The 15,761-nt window shown below is 73.6% G+C and carries 14 protein-coding genes; 6 read left to right on the top strand and 8 right to left on the bottom strand.

Annotated elements, in window-relative coordinates; genetic code table 11:
* Positions 1-9 precede the first annotated feature (9 nt).
* Genes ABT092_RS15950 through ABT092_RS15940 form a run of 3 tightly spaced genes read right to left on the bottom strand, consistent with a single transcriptional unit; the run spans position 10 to position 2,955 of the window.
* Positions 10-831 (bottom strand): STM4013/SEN3800 family hydrolase, encoded by an 822-nt coding sequence (locus tag ABT092_RS15950; RefSeq protein ID WP_351244159.1) that lies wholly within the window; start codon positions 829-831, stop codon positions 10-12.
* A 16-nt stretch (positions 832-847) separates the two neighbouring features.
* Entirely contained in the window at positions 848-1,993 is a 1,146-nt protein-coding gene (locus ABT092_RS15945; protein WP_351244111.1) for an STM4014 family protein, read from the bottom strand.
* Between the two features lie 2 nt (positions 1,994-1,995).
* Positions 1,996-2,955: an STM4015 family protein gene (locus tag ABT092_RS15940; RefSeq protein WP_351244109.1), complete on the bottom strand. Its 960-nt coding sequence runs from the start codon at positions 2,953-2,955 to the stop codon at positions 1,996-1,998.
* 202 nt (positions 2,956-3,157) lie between these two features.
* Here ABT092_RS15940 and ABT092_RS15935 point away from each other — a divergent pair, with 202 nt between their 5' ends.
* Positions 3,158-3,484 (top strand): DUF8820 family protein, encoded by a 327-nt coding sequence (locus ABT092_RS15935; RefSeq protein WP_351244107.1) that lies wholly within the window; start codon positions 3,158-3,160, stop codon positions 3,482-3,484.
* A 164-nt stretch (positions 3,485-3,648) separates the two neighbouring features.
* Entirely contained in the window at positions 3,649-4,719 is a 1,071-nt protein-coding gene (locus ABT092_RS15930; RefSeq protein WP_351244158.1) for a DUF6745 domain-containing protein, read from the top strand.
* 23 nt (positions 4,720-4,742) lie between these two features.
* Here ABT092_RS15930 and ABT092_RS15925 read toward each other — a convergent pair whose 3' ends face one another.
* From ABT092_RS15925 to ABT092_RS15915, 3 genes are all read right to left on the bottom strand, one after another.
* The gene (locus ABT092_RS15925; RefSeq protein WP_351244105.1) at positions 4,743-5,375 is read right to left on the bottom strand and encodes a TetR family transcriptional regulator C-terminal domain-containing protein; all 633 of its coding nucleotides are present in this window, start codon (positions 5,373-5,375) and stop codon (positions 4,743-4,745) included.
* A gap of 85 nt (positions 5,376-5,460) precedes the next feature.
* A complete protein-coding gene (locus ABT092_RS15920; RefSeq protein WP_351244103.1) occupies positions 5,461-6,618 on the bottom strand; it encodes a Glu/Leu/Phe/Val dehydrogenase dimerization domain-containing protein in 1,158 nt (385 codons plus the stop codon).
* 329 nt (positions 6,619-6,947) lie between these two features.
* Positions 6,948-7,493 (bottom strand): carboxymuconolactone decarboxylase family protein, encoded by a 546-nt coding sequence (locus ABT092_RS15915; RefSeq protein ID WP_351244101.1) that lies wholly within the window; start codon positions 7,491-7,493, stop codon positions 6,948-6,950.
* A 216-nt stretch (positions 7,494-7,709) separates the two neighbouring features.
* Here ABT092_RS15915 and ABT092_RS15910 point away from each other — a divergent pair, with 216 nt between their 5' ends.
* Entirely contained in the window at positions 7,710-8,930 is a 1,221-nt protein-coding gene (locus tag ABT092_RS15910; protein ID WP_351244099.1) for an MBL fold metallo-hydrolase, read from the top strand.
* A 16-nt stretch (positions 8,931-8,946) separates the two neighbouring features.
* Here ABT092_RS15910 and ABT092_RS15905 read toward each other — a convergent pair whose 3' ends face one another.
* Together ABT092_RS15905 and ABT092_RS15900 are read right to left on the bottom strand one after the other, a co-directional pair.
* Positions 8,947-9,726: an alpha/beta fold hydrolase gene (locus tag ABT092_RS15905; RefSeq protein ID WP_351244097.1), complete on the bottom strand. Its 780-nt coding sequence runs from the start codon at positions 9,724-9,726 to the stop codon at positions 8,947-8,949.
* A 278-nt stretch (positions 9,727-10,004) separates the two neighbouring features.
* Positions 10,005-10,850, bottom strand: a complete 846-nt coding sequence (locus tag ABT092_RS15900) for a methyltransferase domain-containing protein (protein WP_351244095.1) — start codon at positions 10,848-10,850, stop codon at positions 10,005-10,007.
* Positions 10,851-11,198: 348 nt separating this feature from the next.
* On the opposite strand from ABT092_RS15900, the gene ABT092_RS15895 reads away from it, so the two are divergent.
* From ABT092_RS15895 to ABT092_RS15885, 3 genes are all read left to right on the top strand, one after another.
* Positions 11,199-13,334 carry an APC family permease gene (locus ABT092_RS15895; RefSeq protein WP_351244093.1) on the top strand — a complete coding sequence of 712 codons (2,136 nt, stop codon included), beginning with the start codon at positions 11,199-11,201 and terminating at the stop codon, positions 13,332-13,334.
* A gap of 446 nt (positions 13,335-13,780) precedes the next feature.
* A complete protein-coding gene (locus ABT092_RS15890; protein WP_351244091.1) occupies positions 13,781-15,040 on the top strand; it encodes a nucleotide sugar dehydrogenase in 1,260 nt (419 codons plus the stop codon).
* A 145-nt stretch (positions 15,041-15,185) separates the two neighbouring features.
* A complete protein-coding gene (locus ABT092_RS15885; protein WP_351244089.1) occupies positions 15,186-15,716 on the top strand; it encodes an EF-hand domain-containing protein in 531 nt (176 codons plus the stop codon).
* Positions 15,717-15,761 lie beyond the last annotated feature (45 nt).

The raw sequence follows: 15,761 nt of genomic DNA, 5'->3' as shown, positions 1-15,761 counted from the left end.
CTCTCGGACTCACGGCGCGTCGGCCGGGGACGACGGCGGTAGGAAGAAGTGGGCGTAGGGAACGGTCCAGACGACGTCGTGACCGAGGCGGTGACCCGTGTAACCGTCCTCGCCGTACGCCGTGCCGTGGTCCGAGCAGACGATCGCGAAGCACCGGCGGCGGCTGCTCATCGCGGCGAACAGCCGGCCGACGTGCCGGTCGACGTACTCCAGCGCGGCGGCGTGGGTGCCCCGGTCGTCGCCCGCCTCCCGGGTCGCGCCCGGCAGGTGGAACCAGTTGGGCTGGTGCAGCGCCGACACGTTCAGGAACAGGAACAGCCTCTGCCCTGCGGGCAGTTTGGCCACCACCTCCTCCGCCCGGGCGACCTGGGCCTCGAACGAGGTCGGGGAGGCGACCCCGAACGCGGGCTCCCAGTGGCTCTCCTGGAACATCCCGGGCAACACGTCCCCCAGGGCACCCCGCTTGTTGAAGAACCCGACCCCACCGATGCACACCGTGCGGTAGCCCGCCCCGGCCAGACCCGCGACCAGGTCCGGGGCGTCGTACACGAACGTGCCCCGCTCGGTCGTCTCGCTGCCCGCGAACCGGGCCGCGAACAGCCGGGGATGCCGACCGGGCGCCGCCGGAGTGGGCAGGAAGCCGGCGAACATGGCCTGGTGCGAGGCGTAGGTGAAGCTGCCCGGTGCGTGCCGTCGCTCCCACCTCCCGCCCGGCAGGTGGGCGGCCAGGTTCGGCAGCCGGCCCGCCGCGGCGAGCTCGGCGGCCACGTCGTGGCGCAGGGTGTCCAGGGTGACGAGGAGCAGGTCGTCCCGTCCGACCACCTCGTTCATGTCCGGGTTCTTCACCTCAGGGTCCTTCCGGGTACGCGCTCGGTGCGGGGACGGCGGTCGAGGCGCGGGTGCCCCCCACGGCGGCGACCTGGGCACGGTAGGTGTCCCAGCCCTCCGCGCCGCTGCCCGCGAGCCCCGTCAGGCCCGGCAGCAGGTCGCCGAAGGCGTTGACCTCGCCGACCGCGAACCGGCGCCAGCCCACCGCGGGCAGCAGGTCCACGCCCACGCACAGGGTGCGGGGGAAGCAGGCGGCGGCCCGCTCGCAGACCGCCAGCAGGTCCCGCCAGTCGCCCCCCGCCCCGGCCACGGCCTCCCGCACCCGCGCCAGGTCCCCCCGCTCGCCCCCGAGGTGCAGATTGGTCATCGGCGAACGGCTGGTGCGCACCACGGCATGGGTGGCCCGACCGGCGACCACCACCACCCGCAGGTCCACCGCCCGGTCCCCGAACGACGCCTTCGGCAACCACCGCTCCACGTGCAGACCGTCCGGAGCGAGGGCATCCACCAACGCCCCCACCTGGCGTTCCGTGCCGTACCGGCGCACCCGCAGCGAGTTGAACAACCCTTCGGGAGTGCCCTCGACGGAGGTGACCGCCCGGACCCGACCGGGGCCCGCGGTCTCCACCGCCACCACCCCCGACGCGGACGAACCGTGCGCGAGCTTCACGAACACCCGGGGCATCCGGTGCTCCCGCATCAGGGTCCGCAGGTCCTCCCAGCCCCGCACCGGGGCACGACCGTCGGAGGTCGGCGAGGCCGGCACGGGCACCCCCGCCCGGTCCAGCACCGCATGGCACCGCCGCTTGTCGAACAGCTCGGCGAGTTCCGCCGGGTCGTCCAGGAGCCGGCAGCCGGCCGCCCGGGCCTCGGCCGCCACCTCCCGGACGGACCGGGTGAACCGTTCGTACCACCGCGCCGTCCCCTCCACGCGTGCGGGATCGTCCGTGCCGCGCAGCACCTGCTCCACCTCGGCGTCCTCCCCCGGGGAGTCGATGCGCACCGTCTCCCCGGGCTCGAAGGCGGTGGCGCCGCGGAGCACCTGACGCCAGGGCAGCACCCGAGCCGGGGGCAGCCCGGCGGCGCGCACGGCGTCCTGGAAGAACGCGGTGCGCCGGTTGTCGGGGTTCCCGACCACCACGAAACGGGGGGACTCGACGCGCACGGCTACTCCGACACCGCCACGTAGCGCCAGACGTCGCCGTCGCCCTGGTCGTACTCCTCGGCGTCGTCCTGGTCCACGTCCACCGTCACCCCGGCCGGCCCCAGGGCCCGGCGCACCCGCTCCCGCATCTCCTCGCCGAGGTAGTTGTGGTGCAGGTCCAGGGTGGCGAGGTGGGTCAACGGCTGCCCGGACAGCAGCGCCGCGGCGCCCTCGTCGGTGAGCACCCCCATCGACAGGTCGAGGACCCGGAGCTGGGCGACGACCGGTGCGGTGGCCGTGGCCGCGGCGATCTCGTCCTGGATCTCGCTGTTGCGCAGGGCCAGGTGCCGCAACGCCGGCAGTCGGGCCCCGGACAGGATCGGCGCGACGTCCGCCACCGTGCCGTCCCCGCCGTACTCCGAGGTGCCGAGCCACAGGTCGAGCTCCTCCAAGGAGGGGAGGTCGCTGCCGGCGACCCCCTGGACCACCTCCCGGGGCAGGCCGCCGGCCTCCAACCTCAGCCTGACCAGGCCCTCGTGCCGCACCGGGGCGAACTCCAGCCCGGAAGCGCCGCGGACGGTGAGCTCCCGCAACCGGGGGAAGGCCTCCAGCAGCGGGTTCACGGAGGTGTGGGTGATCCAGGAGATCTCGCACTCCTCCGAGGACATCTCGCCCAGGAACAGCGAGCGCAGCTCCGTGAGCTCCTCCCCGGCCCTCACCAGCGCGTCTATGACGGACCGCGGGCTGGTGTCGTACGGCTCCTCCCACGCGCCCACGATCAGGGCGACCACCCCGCGCAGGTCGACGGCCGCGCGGAACCGCTCGAACGCCTCCGCCCAGGTCTCCTCGTTGTCGTACGAGGCGACCGCGACGCGCCAGGTCACCGACCCGGCCTCCGGGTACACCGCCGGAACGTCCTCGCCCTTCCGGGGGAAGTCGAAGACCGGCAGACCGAAGTGCGTTTCCTGGTAGGACGAGATCATGCGCTGCTCCTGGAGGGAATCCGGACGACGGGTCGAGGGCCTCGGGCCCGATGTGCCTGAAGTTGTACCAAGTCCCACTGACAGGACGTGCTGACGGGGTCGGCGAAGCGGACCGGACGGCCGGTCGGACCCCGTTGTCAGACCCCGCCCCTACGGTCGGAACCGGGTCGTCGCACCGGGCGGCGGAACGGAGGGGAGAGCCATGTACCGGCAGGGAGACGTGCTCGTCGTACCGGTGCGGCCGGAGGCCGTGCCGACGAACGCCCGCGAGGCGGCGGGGGAGCCGAGGGACGCGCGGGGCCGGCTGATCCTGGCGCTCGGCGAGGTCACCGGCCACGCCCACGCCGTCGTGGGGCCGGGCCGGTTGGTCCGGGAACCGGGGCCGCTCGGGCCGTTCCTGCTGCACCTCCCCGACGGGGGTCGGGTGGTGCACGAGGAGCACGCGGCGATCCCGCTGCCCAAGGGCTGGTACCGCGTGGTCAGGCAGCGGGAGTACGCACCGGACGCCGTGCGCATCGTCGCGGACTGAACCACCCGGCACCACCGGCACCACCGGCACCACCGGCACCACCGGCACCACGAGACCACGAGAACCCGAGAACCCGAGAACAGAACCGAACACCAGGAAGCGGGCGGCGGAACATGACAGCGCAGGTGGCCGAGGCGGCAACGGACGGAACGGGCGGGGACGTGCTGGAACGCGTCGCGCGGTGGCGGGCCACGGCCTCGGCGACGGGAGCCGCCGACCGGCCGTCCGCCGAGGCCGGGGTGCGCCTCGCCTACCGCAACGCCGGGCTCGCCGAGCCGGAGCGGATCGTGTGGGCGGACTCGCCCCACCACGCCGTGCACCTGATCGCCCGGGGTGCCGACGCCCTCGGCGGCGAACCCGGGCCCTGCGTGCGCGACACGGTCCGCAACGTGCCCTGGGCCGCCGAACGCGCCCGCCTGCTCGACGCGCTCGGGCCGCTCGGCTGGTCCGCGCACTGGGCCACCACCGGCGGACAGTTGGGGGAGTCCGCCGACCTGTTGGTCCGACGCCTGCGCCAGGGCCTGATCGAGGAGGCCGCCCCGACCGGCCCCGCCGGCCGACGGGAGACGGCACCGGACGCCCCGGCCCGCCGCGCCGAACGGGTGCGCAAGGAGGGCGAGCTGCGGCTGCTGCTCCTCGACGCGGTGCTCGGGCAGCACGACGCCGCCTGGCTCTGCGCCTTCGACACCGAGGGCCCGCTGGGCGGCATCGCCGCCGTCGCCCGCGCGGCCGGGTGGTGGTGGCCGTACGAGAAGGTCGCCGTGGTGTGCGAACGCCCCCTGGTGCTCCACCGCGACGAGGCCGGCCGCCTCGACCGCGCCGACGGCCCGGCCGTCGCCTACCCGGACGGCTTCGCCCTGCACTCCTGGCGCGGCATGCCCGTACCGGGCGCGTTCCTGGACGAACTCGCCGGACTCACCCCGGAGCGCATCAGGAAGGAGGAGAACGCGGAGCTCCGTCGGGTGATGCTGGAGCACTTCGGCTACGAGCGCTACCTCGCCGAGTCCGGCGCGGTGCCGCTGCACCGCGACGGGACGGGCCGGCTCTGGTCGATTCCCCTGGCCGGCGACGAGGACGTGGTGATGGTCGAGGTGGTCAACTCCACGCCCGAACCCGACGGCACCAGCCGCACCTACTGGCTCCGGGTGCCGCCGAGCACCACGACCGCCCGCGAGGGCGTGGCCTGGACCTTCGGCCTCACCGCCGCGGAGTACGCACCACTGCGCGAGACCTGACCAGTGGCCCGTCAGCCCGGCGGTCAGGCCCGGGAACGGCGCGGGATGGCCGCCAACTCCCCGGCCGTGAGCCCCAGCTCCTTGGCCAGTGCCTCGTCCACCCACTGCTGGAGGCGGGCCCGGGAGACACTACCCGTGTAGACCGCTGCCTGGACCGCCAGCCCGTCCAGCAGCGCGGTCAGGCGCAGGGCCGTCGCCCGGGGGTCCGCACAGACGAACTCCCCGGCGGCGACGCCCTCCGCGATCACCTCGGCGATCGCGGACTTCCACTGCCGGTCGAGGTCCCGCGTCACCGCGCGGAGCGCGGGCTCCCGCAGGGAGACCGCCCACCCCTCGATCCACAGCCGCCACCCCTTGGCCTGACCGGTGGGCGCGTACCACCGCACGGCCGCCCGCAGCCGCCGCACCGCGCTCGTCCGACGGGCCAGCGAGGCGCGCAGCCGCGCCAGATCGGCCTCGGCCGCGTGCGTGAACGCGGCAGCGACCAGCTTCTCCTTGGAGGCGAAGTGGTAGAGGACGAGCGCATTGCTCACCCCGAGGGCCGCGGCCACGTCGGCGATCCGCACGGCCGCCACGCCCCGCGCCTCGATCTGCTCGATGGCGGCCAGCACCAACTCCTCGCGCCGCTCGCCGACGCTCAACCGCACTCTCGCCACCCCCCAACCTTATGTGTTCATGACGCACCCGGCGGACCGGCCGGGGCCCGCGGGCCCCGGCCGGGGTCGTCGTCACGCCCGAGGCTCAGTCGTACGCCCCGAACCGTTCCGTGATCTCCGCCAGGTTCTCGCCGGCCAGGGCGTGCGCGGCGGCCCGGGCACTCGTGCCGTCGGCCTCCGCCCGGGCCAGCACCCGCCCGATCGACTCGCGCACCGAGGTGCGGACCCGGGCGAACACCGCCTCCGGCTCCGCCGCGAGGTCGCCGGAGAGGGTCCACCACCACCACGCGTGGGTCGCCGAGTTGGCCACCACGTCCGGCAGGACGGCGATCCCGCGCCCCGCCATCAACGACTCGGCCGCCGGAAGCACGGGCATGTTCGCGGCCTCGACGATCCACCGCGCCGTCACCCGGTGCTGATTGGTCCCGTCGATGACGTGGGAGAGCGCGGCCGGAACCAGGACGTCCGCATCGACGGAGAGCCAGGCGTCACCGCCGGGCATCTCCCGATCGCCCTCCCGCAGCGCCGACCGGTCCACGGTCCCGAAGCCGTCGCGCGCCGCGAGCAACGCCTCCACGTCCAAGCCGGACGGATTGACCAGGGCTCCCCGGTCGTCGCAGACCGCGACCACCGTCAATCCGGCCCGGGCCAGGAAGCGCGCCGTCGCCCCGCCCATCGTGCCGAACCCCTGGACGGCCACCCGGGTGCCCGCGTACGGCGTCCGGCCGTGGTCCAGTGCGGCGAGCACCGCCTCGGCCACTCCGCAACCGCCCACCAACTCGGCCAGCCCGATCCCGTCGACCTCGACCGCGCACGCGTCCGCCAGCCGCTCGTGTCCGCCGCCCGCGTCGTCCAACAGCGGGTACACCGCCTGCACGCTCGACACCAGCCCCGCCTCGTTGCTGGCCCGGTCCACGGTCTCCTGGCTCAGGCCCAGGTCCTCCCCGGTCGTCCAGCACCGCTCGACGTAGGGGCGCACCGCCCGCAGGAACCGCACCAGCACCCCGTACGCCGCCGGATCCCGGGGATCGCAGTCGATGCCGCCCTGCGCGCCGCCCAGGGGCACGGAGCGCGCCTTCGGGTCGTAGCGCAGGGCCTCCTTCACCGTCATGCCCCGGGCCAGCGCCGTGACCTCCTCCGAGGTGCACCCCCGGCGCATCCGCAGGCCGCCGCTCGCCACCCCGCGCACTAACCGGTCCACCACGAAGTACCCCCGCCGAGAGGTGACGTGGTCGGTCCACACGAGGGATATCAGGGGGTCTGGCCGGGACGGGAGACTGCACACGCGCACTCCTGGGGCTGGGGCGGATCACGGGGACCGCGACGGCCCACGACAGCCCGAGAGGGAGGCAGGGCCCGGGCCGGCCGGCCCCGAAGGAACTGAAGTGCCGGTCAGTATCGGGACCCCGTCAGGGGCCTGTCAACGCGACCTGATCAGCCGTCCGGGCGGGATTCCGGAGCCCCCGTGCCCCTCCCGCGAGACGGACCGCCGGGCCGCCCGCCGGAACCGCTGCGCGTCGAACGGCGGGAGCCCTGCCCGGGCCTCCGACACCCCGGAGGCCCGGGCACGGATCAGGACCCCGGCGGGGGCGGGACCTCACAGGAGTCCTTGAACCCCTGACTGCTCAATCCGAGCGCCGCATTCGTGCGCGACCGCAGGTTCTCCAGCGCCACCACCGCGGTCAGCTCCACGAAGGCGGCTTCCCCCAACCCGTCCCGCAGCCGGTCGGCCAACCCGTCCGTCACCGCGGGCGGAGTCGCGGTCATGGCCTCCGCGTACTCCAGGACGTCCCGCTCCACGGCGGTGAACACCTCGCTCGTGCGCCAGGACGGCACCCCGCGCAGCTTGGCCGCGGGCACGCCCCGGCGGCTGCTCTCCCAGTAGCCGAAGTCCACGCACCACGAGCAGCCGATCACGGTCGCGGACCCCATTTCCGCAAGTGCCTTCAACGTCGGGTCGAGCCGGTTCCACTTCGCGGCGGACCGCTCGAAGCCCAACACGGCCCGCAACACCCCCGCATGGTGTCCCGCGGCCCGCACCGGGTCGAGCACCCGACCGTACGACCGCTTCGCGTACCACTCGACGGCGCGGTAGAAGGGGGTACGGGGTGGATTCATCGAAACGCGGGTCATGGTCATCGCCCTCCGGACGTACGGGGTGCAGGCTGTCTCACCCGTACGACGGATGGGCCCCGCCGGATGTGACATCCCGGCCCGCGCGGCCCCGGCCCGGGCCGCGGGGAGACGCCGGCCGGGCACGACGCGCCGACCCTCCCGGACGCACCGGGGCCCCGCCCATAATGGGAACGCCGACCGCATGCCCGAGGAGACCACGTGACCCCACCGCCCCCCGCGCGTTCCCTGCGTTCCGGACTGCGCGCCCTGCGGCCCGCGGCCTTCGGCGCGGATCCGTCGGGGGAGCGGCTGGCCCGGATCCACCGCTCGCCGCACTTCGTACGGGGGGCGTTCCGCAATCCCGAGGAGACCCGGACGCGCCCCTCGGGATCCGCGAGGGGCTTCGCGAAGGTCTACTTCGACAAGGAACAGCGCGTCCTGCGCGCCCCCCGCGGCCCGATCCCGGTCCACCGGGACACCGCCGCGCGACTCTCCCGCCCTCCGGAGTCCGGGCTGCGGATCACCTGGATGGGACACTCCAGCGTGCTCGCCGAGATCGACGGGCACCGGGTGCTGTTCGACCCGGTCTGGGGCGAGCGCTGCTCCCCGTTCGCCTTCGCCGGCCCCAAGCGGCTGCACCCCCTCCCGCTGCCGCTGGCCGCGCTGGGCGAGGTCGACGCCGTCGTCATCTCCCACGACCACTACGACCACCTGGACATGCCCACCATCAAGGCGCTGGCCGGCACGGACACCGTGTTCGCGGTGCCGCTCGGGGTCGGCGCCCATCTGGAGCGCTGGGGCGTGCGGCCGGACCGGCTGCGCGAACTGGACTGGACGGAGTCCACCCGGATCGGCGGCCTCACCCTCACCGCGACCCCCGCCCGCCACTTCTGCGGCCGCGGCCTGCGCAACCGGCAGCACACCCTCTGGGCCTCCTGGGTCGTCGAGGGCGACCGCCACCGTGCGTACCACAGTGGTGACACCGGGTACTTCGAGGGGTTCCGGGAGATCGGCGCGGCGCACGGTCCGTTCGACGTGACGATGATCCAGATCGGCGCCTACAGCGAGTTCTGGATGGACATCCACATGCTGCCGTCCCAGGGCGTGCGCGCCCACCTGGACCTCCAGGGCGGCCGGCCGCACGGGGTGCTGTTGCCGATCCACTGGGGAACCTTCAACCTGGCTCCGCACGCCTGGGCGGAGCCGGGGGAGTGGACCGCGGACGCGGCCGAGGAGGCGGCGCAGCCCGTGGCCCTGCCCCGCCCGGGCGAGCCCTTCGAACCGGCCGGGGACCTCCCCGTGGACCCCTGGTGGCGTGCGGTGTCGCCCCCCGTGGTGCGCTCGTGGCGCGGGACGGGGCCGGCTCCCGCGCGGGCGGCCCGCCCGGAAGCCCCCGCGCCGCGACTGGCCGGCGACACGGGAGCGTCCGGTACGGGCTGACTTCCGTCGGCGCGGGTCAGCCGAGGATGTCGCGGAGCAGTCCCAGCATCTCGTCCGGATTCCCGATCCAGTCCATGTGGCCCTGCTTCTCCAGTTCGATGAGCTTGCTGCCGGGAATTCCGGCGTGCAGGTGCCGTGAACCCTCGACGGGAATCATTTCGTCCTGGCCGAATCCGATGATCGTGGTCGGAGCGGTGATCTTCGGCAGCAGGTCGCGGACGTCGCTGTGGAGGCCCACCTCGACCTGGCGCGCGATGCCGGGCTCGGGCCAGGCGTGGTTCTCAAGCGAGGCGGCCAGCCCCTCGTCGCCCCAGCCGTTCACGGTGGCCGGGCTGAACCCGGTCAGCGTGGTGAACCGCCTGAACAGGTCGACGTCGGCGGTCAGCAACTTGGCCCAGGTCTCGAAGTAGAACCGGTGCCGGGGGTCGGGGTACGCCCAGGAGCCGACCAGGACGAGTCGGTTGACGAGCTCGGGCCGGGTGGCCGCCAAGGTCGCCGCCACCGCTCCGCCCAGGGAGAATCCCAGCACGTCAGCCGGTCCGTCCGTGCTGGCCTCCAGGGCGCCGGCCACCTGTTCGGCGAGCTGCTGGAGGACCAGCGGACCGCCTCCGTCGGTGGTCTCCCCGCTTCCGCTGAGGTTGGGGCGCACCACGGTGTGCTTCCGGGCGAGGGCCTCGACGACGGTGCCGAAGGCTCCTTCGGCGCTGCCGCCGACTCCGTGGATGAGGGCCAGGCCCGGGCCGCTTCCTTCGACCTCGTAGTGGACGGAGCCCTGGGGGTGATCGGCGTACGGCATGGGGCACTCTTCTCTGCGCGGGCGGTGCGTCCTCACGCGCGGGCGCTGCGGCCGATTCGGTTGCAGTGGTGCGCGGAGAGACGTTCCGAGGGGAACGAGGGAATTCAACGCGTCGAATGGGGCGACTTTCCTGCCGAGATTACCGGGAGGTTTCCGTGAATCATGCACGAATGCCGCTGATACCTTGGTCCTAGTCCTTATTGCGGAATGGCGACCGGTCGGGGGAACGGTGAATCGCCGGCCGTTTCGTGGTCGCCGGCGCCGTGCGCGGTGTCCGGTCACCGCGGTCGGTAGGCGGTGGCCAGGACGGAGACGGTGACCTCCCGGGGCAGGGCGCGGCCGTCCACCGGCGCCGCCGGGTCGAGGTGGCGGGCGCCGGGCGTCATCCCCACCAGGTCCAGGGCCAGGGCCTCGGTGAGGGGCAGGACGTACTCCACCGGCACGGTCGCGACGGCCTCGAAGGACGGGTCCAGCGCCCGGTGCAGCCGGTCCTCCTTGACCGGGTCGACGCGGGGCATCGCCGTCAGCCGTCGGCGCAGTTCGCCCAGGTGTCGCGGGGTGGGGCGGACGACGACCAGCCTTCCGGCGGGGCGGAGCACCCGGTGGAACTCGGCCGGGTTGCGCGGGGCGAAGACGTTCAGGACCACGTCGACCGCCTCGTCGGCCAGGGGGAAGGGACGGAAGACGTCCCAGGCCGCGGCGGCGGCCCGCCCGTGTGCCCGGGCCGCCGAACGCAGTGCACGCGCCGAGGTGTCCAGACCCAGGCCGTGCGCGTCGGGCAACCGGTCGAGCACCCCGGCCAGGTAGTGGCCCGTGCCGCACCCCACGTCCAGGACGGCGGCCCGTTCCGGCCGGGGCTCTGCGGCCAGGGCGGCCACGGCGCTGCGGACGGGGGCGTACCCGCCCCCGGCCAGGAACCGGTTCCGGGCCCGGACCATGGCCGCGTCGTCGCCACTGGTGGCACGGGTGCCGGCGAGCAGAGCGGCGTAGCCGTGGCGGCCGATGTCGAAACCGTGGCCGGCGGGACAGCGCAGCGCGCCGCGTTCGGGGTGGAGCCGGGACGTGCGGCAGAGGGGGCAGCGCAACACGTCGAGGAAGAGTTCGAGGGCAGGGCGAAGCAACACGGCACTCCTGGTCAGGGCGGTGGGAAGGGGACCGTGCCCACGTGCGGGACCGCACCGGACGCTCCGCTCGGGCGGATCGCGCGGCCGGTCGTGCCGCGGGCACGCCGAGGAGGGCGATGCCGTTCGGCGTCGCCCTCAGTGCCCTCCGGTCACAGGAAGCAGTGCGGAATGCTCGTGCATGCCATCCCGGGAGCCTACAAGCGCCGGGCCCGTGCATCGGCGGTCCCCGGGTGTCGCTGACGGACCAGGTCGGAGTCCGCGTCCACGATGTCCGGTGTGACAGACGGGCGCGGTCGCCGGAGCGGCGACACGGCGGGACCTCCGGGTCCGGCGGCGGTGCTGCCGGGCATGAACGAGGAGCAGGTGCGGGCGCTGCGCCGGGTCGGACGGGCCTGGGGGCGGGTCTCGGCTCAGCCCGCGGTGTGGCGGCGGGCCCTGCCCCTGGAGCCCGACGTGGGCCGCTTCCCGGTGACGGCCGAGGCCGCGCCGGCGTGGTTCGGGCGGCTGGTGCCGCTCCCCCCGTTGCGCACGCGCGCCGGGGACGGACGGAGCGCGGTCGAGCAGGGGGCTCCGGTTCCCCCGGCCGCGTCCCGGGCCCGCCGCGTCCTGCTGGGCGCTCCCCTGGCGAGTTCGGCCTTCGTGACGGAGCGGATGCGCAAGCTGGTGGCCCTGCCCGTGCTCTCCGCGGACGCCCTGTCCTCGGTGGCGTACGGGCCGGAGGCGATGCTGGCGGTCCTGGTGCTGGCCGGAACGGTGGGCCTCGGGTACTCCCTTCCGGTCGCCGCGGTGATCGTGTTGCTCATGCTGGCCGTGGGCCTGTCGTACCGTCAGACGATCCGGGCGTATCCGCACGGCGGCGGTTCCTACATCGTGGCGGGCGACAACCTGGGGCCGGTGCCCGGGCTGGTCGCGGCAGCCGGGTTGATGACGGACTACGTCCTCACCGTCGCCGTGTCGATCGCCTCGGGGGTGGCCGCCATCACCTCGGCGCTCCCGGGACTGACGCCCTGGAGGGTTCCCCTGGGGGTGGCGGTGATCCTCGTGCTCCTCGCCGGCAACCTGCGCGGCATCCGCCAGGCGGGCGCCCTCTTCGCCGCCCCCACCTACGCGTTCGTCGTCGCCATGGGCGCGCTGATCGCGTTCGGCCTGGTCGACGCCGCCCGGGGCGGCTTCGCCGCGGCCCCCGCACCCCGGGTCCCGGTCGTCGAGGCGGTCGGGCTGCTGCTGATCACCCGTGCGTTCTCCTCCGGGGCGACGGCCATGACCGGCATCGAGGCCATCTCCAACGCCGTCCCGGCCTTCCGGCCGGTGGAGTGGCGCAACGCCCGCACCACCCTGACGTGGATGGTGGGGCTGCTGATCACGATGTTCGCCGGCATCGTCGTCCTGAGCCACCTCGCCGGAGTGGTCCCCCGGGCGCAGGAGACGGTCCTGTCCCAACTCGCCCACCTCGCCTTCGGGCAGGGCTGGGGTTACGTGTACGTCCAGGCGGCCACCGCCGCGGTGCTGTTGCTGGCCGCCAACACCGCGTACAACGACTTCCCGCGGGTGCTCTCCCTGTTGGCCCGCGACGACTACGCGCCCAAGGTCTTCCTGCGGCTCGGCGACCGCCTCGCCTACAGCAACAGCATCGTGCTCCTCTCCCTGGCCGCGGCGGCGGTGTACGTCGCCTTCGACGGCCGCACCGGGGCCCTGATCCCGCTCTACGCGGTCGGGGTGTTCCTCGCGTTCACGCTCTCCCAGACGGGGATGGTCGTCCACTGGTGGCGTCGACGGGACGCGCACTGGCGCAAGAGTCTGGTCTTCAACGCCACCGGGGCCGTGCTCTCCGGGCTGGTCCTGTTGACCGCGGGCCTCAGCAAGTTCACCTCCGGGGCCTGGGTGGCGCTCATCGCGATCGCCCTCTTCCTGTGGGTGACGACCCGTATCCAGCGGCACTACGCCGTCGCCCGGGAGGCGCTCCGCCTGCGACCGCACGCCGTCGACATCCCGGCCGCCACGGGCACCGGACCGCTCGCCCCGGCGGTGCGCGGCGGTGGCGCCCGCGAGGACCTGGAGGCCGAGGAGATCCCGCAGGAGGTGCACCACCTGTCGGTGGTCGCGATCGCCACCCTCGACCTCGCCGCCATGCGCACCCTCGCGTACGCGGCGTCCCTGGCGCAGCCGGTCCTGACCGTCCACATCAGCACCACCGACGAGGAGGCCCGGCGGTTCCGCGCCTACTGGGAGCTGTGGGGCGATCACCTGCCCCTCCAGATCGTCCTCTCCCCGTACCGCGCCGTGGTGGCACCCCTCGTGCACTACATCGAGACCCTGCACCGCCTCCACCCCGACCTCACGCTCACCGTGCTCCTCCCCGAGGTGGTCACCCGCCGCCGTCGCCACCGGTTCCTGCACAGTCGCACCGCCACCCGGCTGCGACGTGCCCTGCGCCGGCTGCCGAAGATCGTCATCACCACCGTTCCCTTCCACCTCCCCACCTGAGGGGCCCCGGATCGATTCCGCTCCTCGCCGGGATGTGGAGCCGAGGGATTCTCCGTGATATCGGACGTCATCTGACGCGTGTCCAGAGCCAGTTGACATTCCGGCCCGGGCCCGTTGGCCCATGACGTGTGGTCATGAGTTCGAAACGAGCCCTCTTCGCCCCCTCTCATTTCGAACAGTTCGTTAATGCCGTCCGGTCAAGATCACTCGTTCGTGGGAACGGCGTCGAGAATTGCGAGGACCGTTCCGGTGGGGGGCGACACTTGCCTCACGCGGAGCCGAAAGGATCTTCATATGTGCGACACGGGCCGGTCGCAGCGTCCCGTCGCCGTGCAGATCGATCCGCTCCGCCTCGGTCCCGCCCTCGTCGTGGTCCCCGGAAACGGCAGTCCCTCTGCCTGACCGCACCCCCACCGCTCACGTCCTCCTGGAGCACTTCCTTGCGAATGTCCGTCGATCTCGTCGTCGTGGGCCTGGGCCACGTCGGGCTCCCCCTGGCACACCGGGCCACGGAGGCCGGTCTGCGCACCGTGGGCCTGGACGTGTCCGAGACGGTGGTGAACGGGCTGTCGGCCGGCCGGTCCCACGTGGGCGGAGTCGACGACGCACAGGTGGCGGCCATGCTCGGCGCGGGCTTCGAGGCGACCGTCGACCCCACGGTCCTGGGCGCGGCACGGACCGTGGTGATCTGCGTGCCCACCGGCCTCGCCCAGGACGGAACGCCGGACCTCTCCTCGGTGGAGGCGGCGACCCGGAGCGTGGCGACCGAACTGCGTCCCGGCGCCCTGGTCGTGTTGGAGTCCACCAGCTACCCGGGCACCACGCGCGACCTGGTGCGTCCCCTGCTGGAGGACGCCAGCGGCTTACGGGCCGGCGACGACTTCCACCTGGCCTACTCGCCCCAGCGGATCGACCCGGGCAACGCGCACTGGACCGTCCGCAGCACCCCCAAGATCGTCAGCGGGCACACGCCCCGCTGCGCCAAGCGCGCGACCGCCTTCTACGGGCGGCTCGTGGACAACCTCGTCGTCGCCCGGGGCACCCGGGAAGCCGAGATGGCGAAGCTGCTGGAGAACACCTACCGGTACGTCAACATCGCCCTCGTCGACGAGATCGCCCTGTTCTGCCACGAGAGCGGCATCGACACCTGGGACGTCCTGCACTGCGCGGCCACCAAGCCGTTCGGCTACGCGCCGTTCACGCCCGGGGCCGGAGTGGGCGGCCACTGCATCCCCGTGGACCCGCACTACCTGGCGGCCGGAGCCGCCGCGCAGGGCTTCCCCTTCCGCATGCTCGCCGCCGCGCACGACGTCCTGGGTCGCATGCCCGGGCACGTGGTCGAACGTGCGCTCCGTCTGCTGACCGAGGTCCGCGGCGATCCGCGCGGCGCGCGGGTGCTGCTGCTGGGCGTCGCCTACAAACCCGGGGTCGCCGACGTCCGGGAGAGTCCCGCCCGGCCCGTGGCCGCAGGACTGCGTGCGGTGGGGGTGGAGGTCAGCTACCACGACCCGTACGTGGACGGCTTCTCGGTGGAGGGGCGCCCCCTGTCCCGCGCCACGGAACTGACGACCGCCCTGGACGACAGCGACCTCGCCATCCTGCTCCAGGAACATCCCTGCTACGACATGGGCCAGTTGGTCCGTGCCCGTTGCGCGCTCCTCGACACCCGGGGCAGAGCCGCCGGCCGCCGCGTCACCCTGCTCTGACGCCGCCACCCCTCGCGGCCCGTCGAGGTCGCGCCCCCGCGCACGCCGCGGGGCCCACAGTCCCCGTGCGGTCGAAGGACGGACCGCGCGGACGGGGGGACCGCCGGTCCCTCCCGCGTCACCACTCATCCGCTAGGAGACCATCATGAGCACCGCCATCGCCAACGCCCGCCTGGAGAAGCGCTTCCAGCGGTGGGACACCGACGGCAACGGGCTGCTCGAAGCCGGTGACTTCCAGGCCGAAGCCTCGCGGATCGCCGAGAACATCGGCCGCAGCGACTCGCCGCAGGCCGAGGCCCTCACCGCCGCGTTCGTCGGTCTCTACGAGCACCTCGCCGGGCTCGCCGGGGTCCCCGCCGGACAGGGCCTCACCCGGGAGCAGTTCCTGGAGGTCACCGGCGCCCTGCTCTTCAGCGAGGGCGAGGCCAGCTTCAACCGTGCGCTCTCCCCGCTGGTCAAGGCGATCATCGGCATCTGCGACGACGACCACAACGGGCAGATCGACGCCTCCGAGTTCCGTTCCTGGCTGGTCGGCATCGGCCTGCCGGCCGGTGAGAGCGAGGGGCTGTTCGACAAGGTGGACACCGACGGCAACGGCCTGCTGTCCGAGGACGAACTGCTGCGCGTCCTGCGGGAGTTCCACTTCGGTCGGCTGGACGTCGAACTGCTGGGCTGAGCGCCCCGGACCCCCGCCGTCCCCCTGCACCCGGCCCGTGGTCCG

The organism is Streptomyces sp. NPDC002490 (genome assembly GCF_040296045.1).
Lineage (GTDB): Bacteria > Actinomycetota > Actinomycetes > Streptomycetales > Streptomycetaceae > Streptomyces.
The sequence above is the reverse complement of the archived record's forward strand: the minus strand, read 5'-3'. Positions and strand labels throughout refer to the sequence as shown.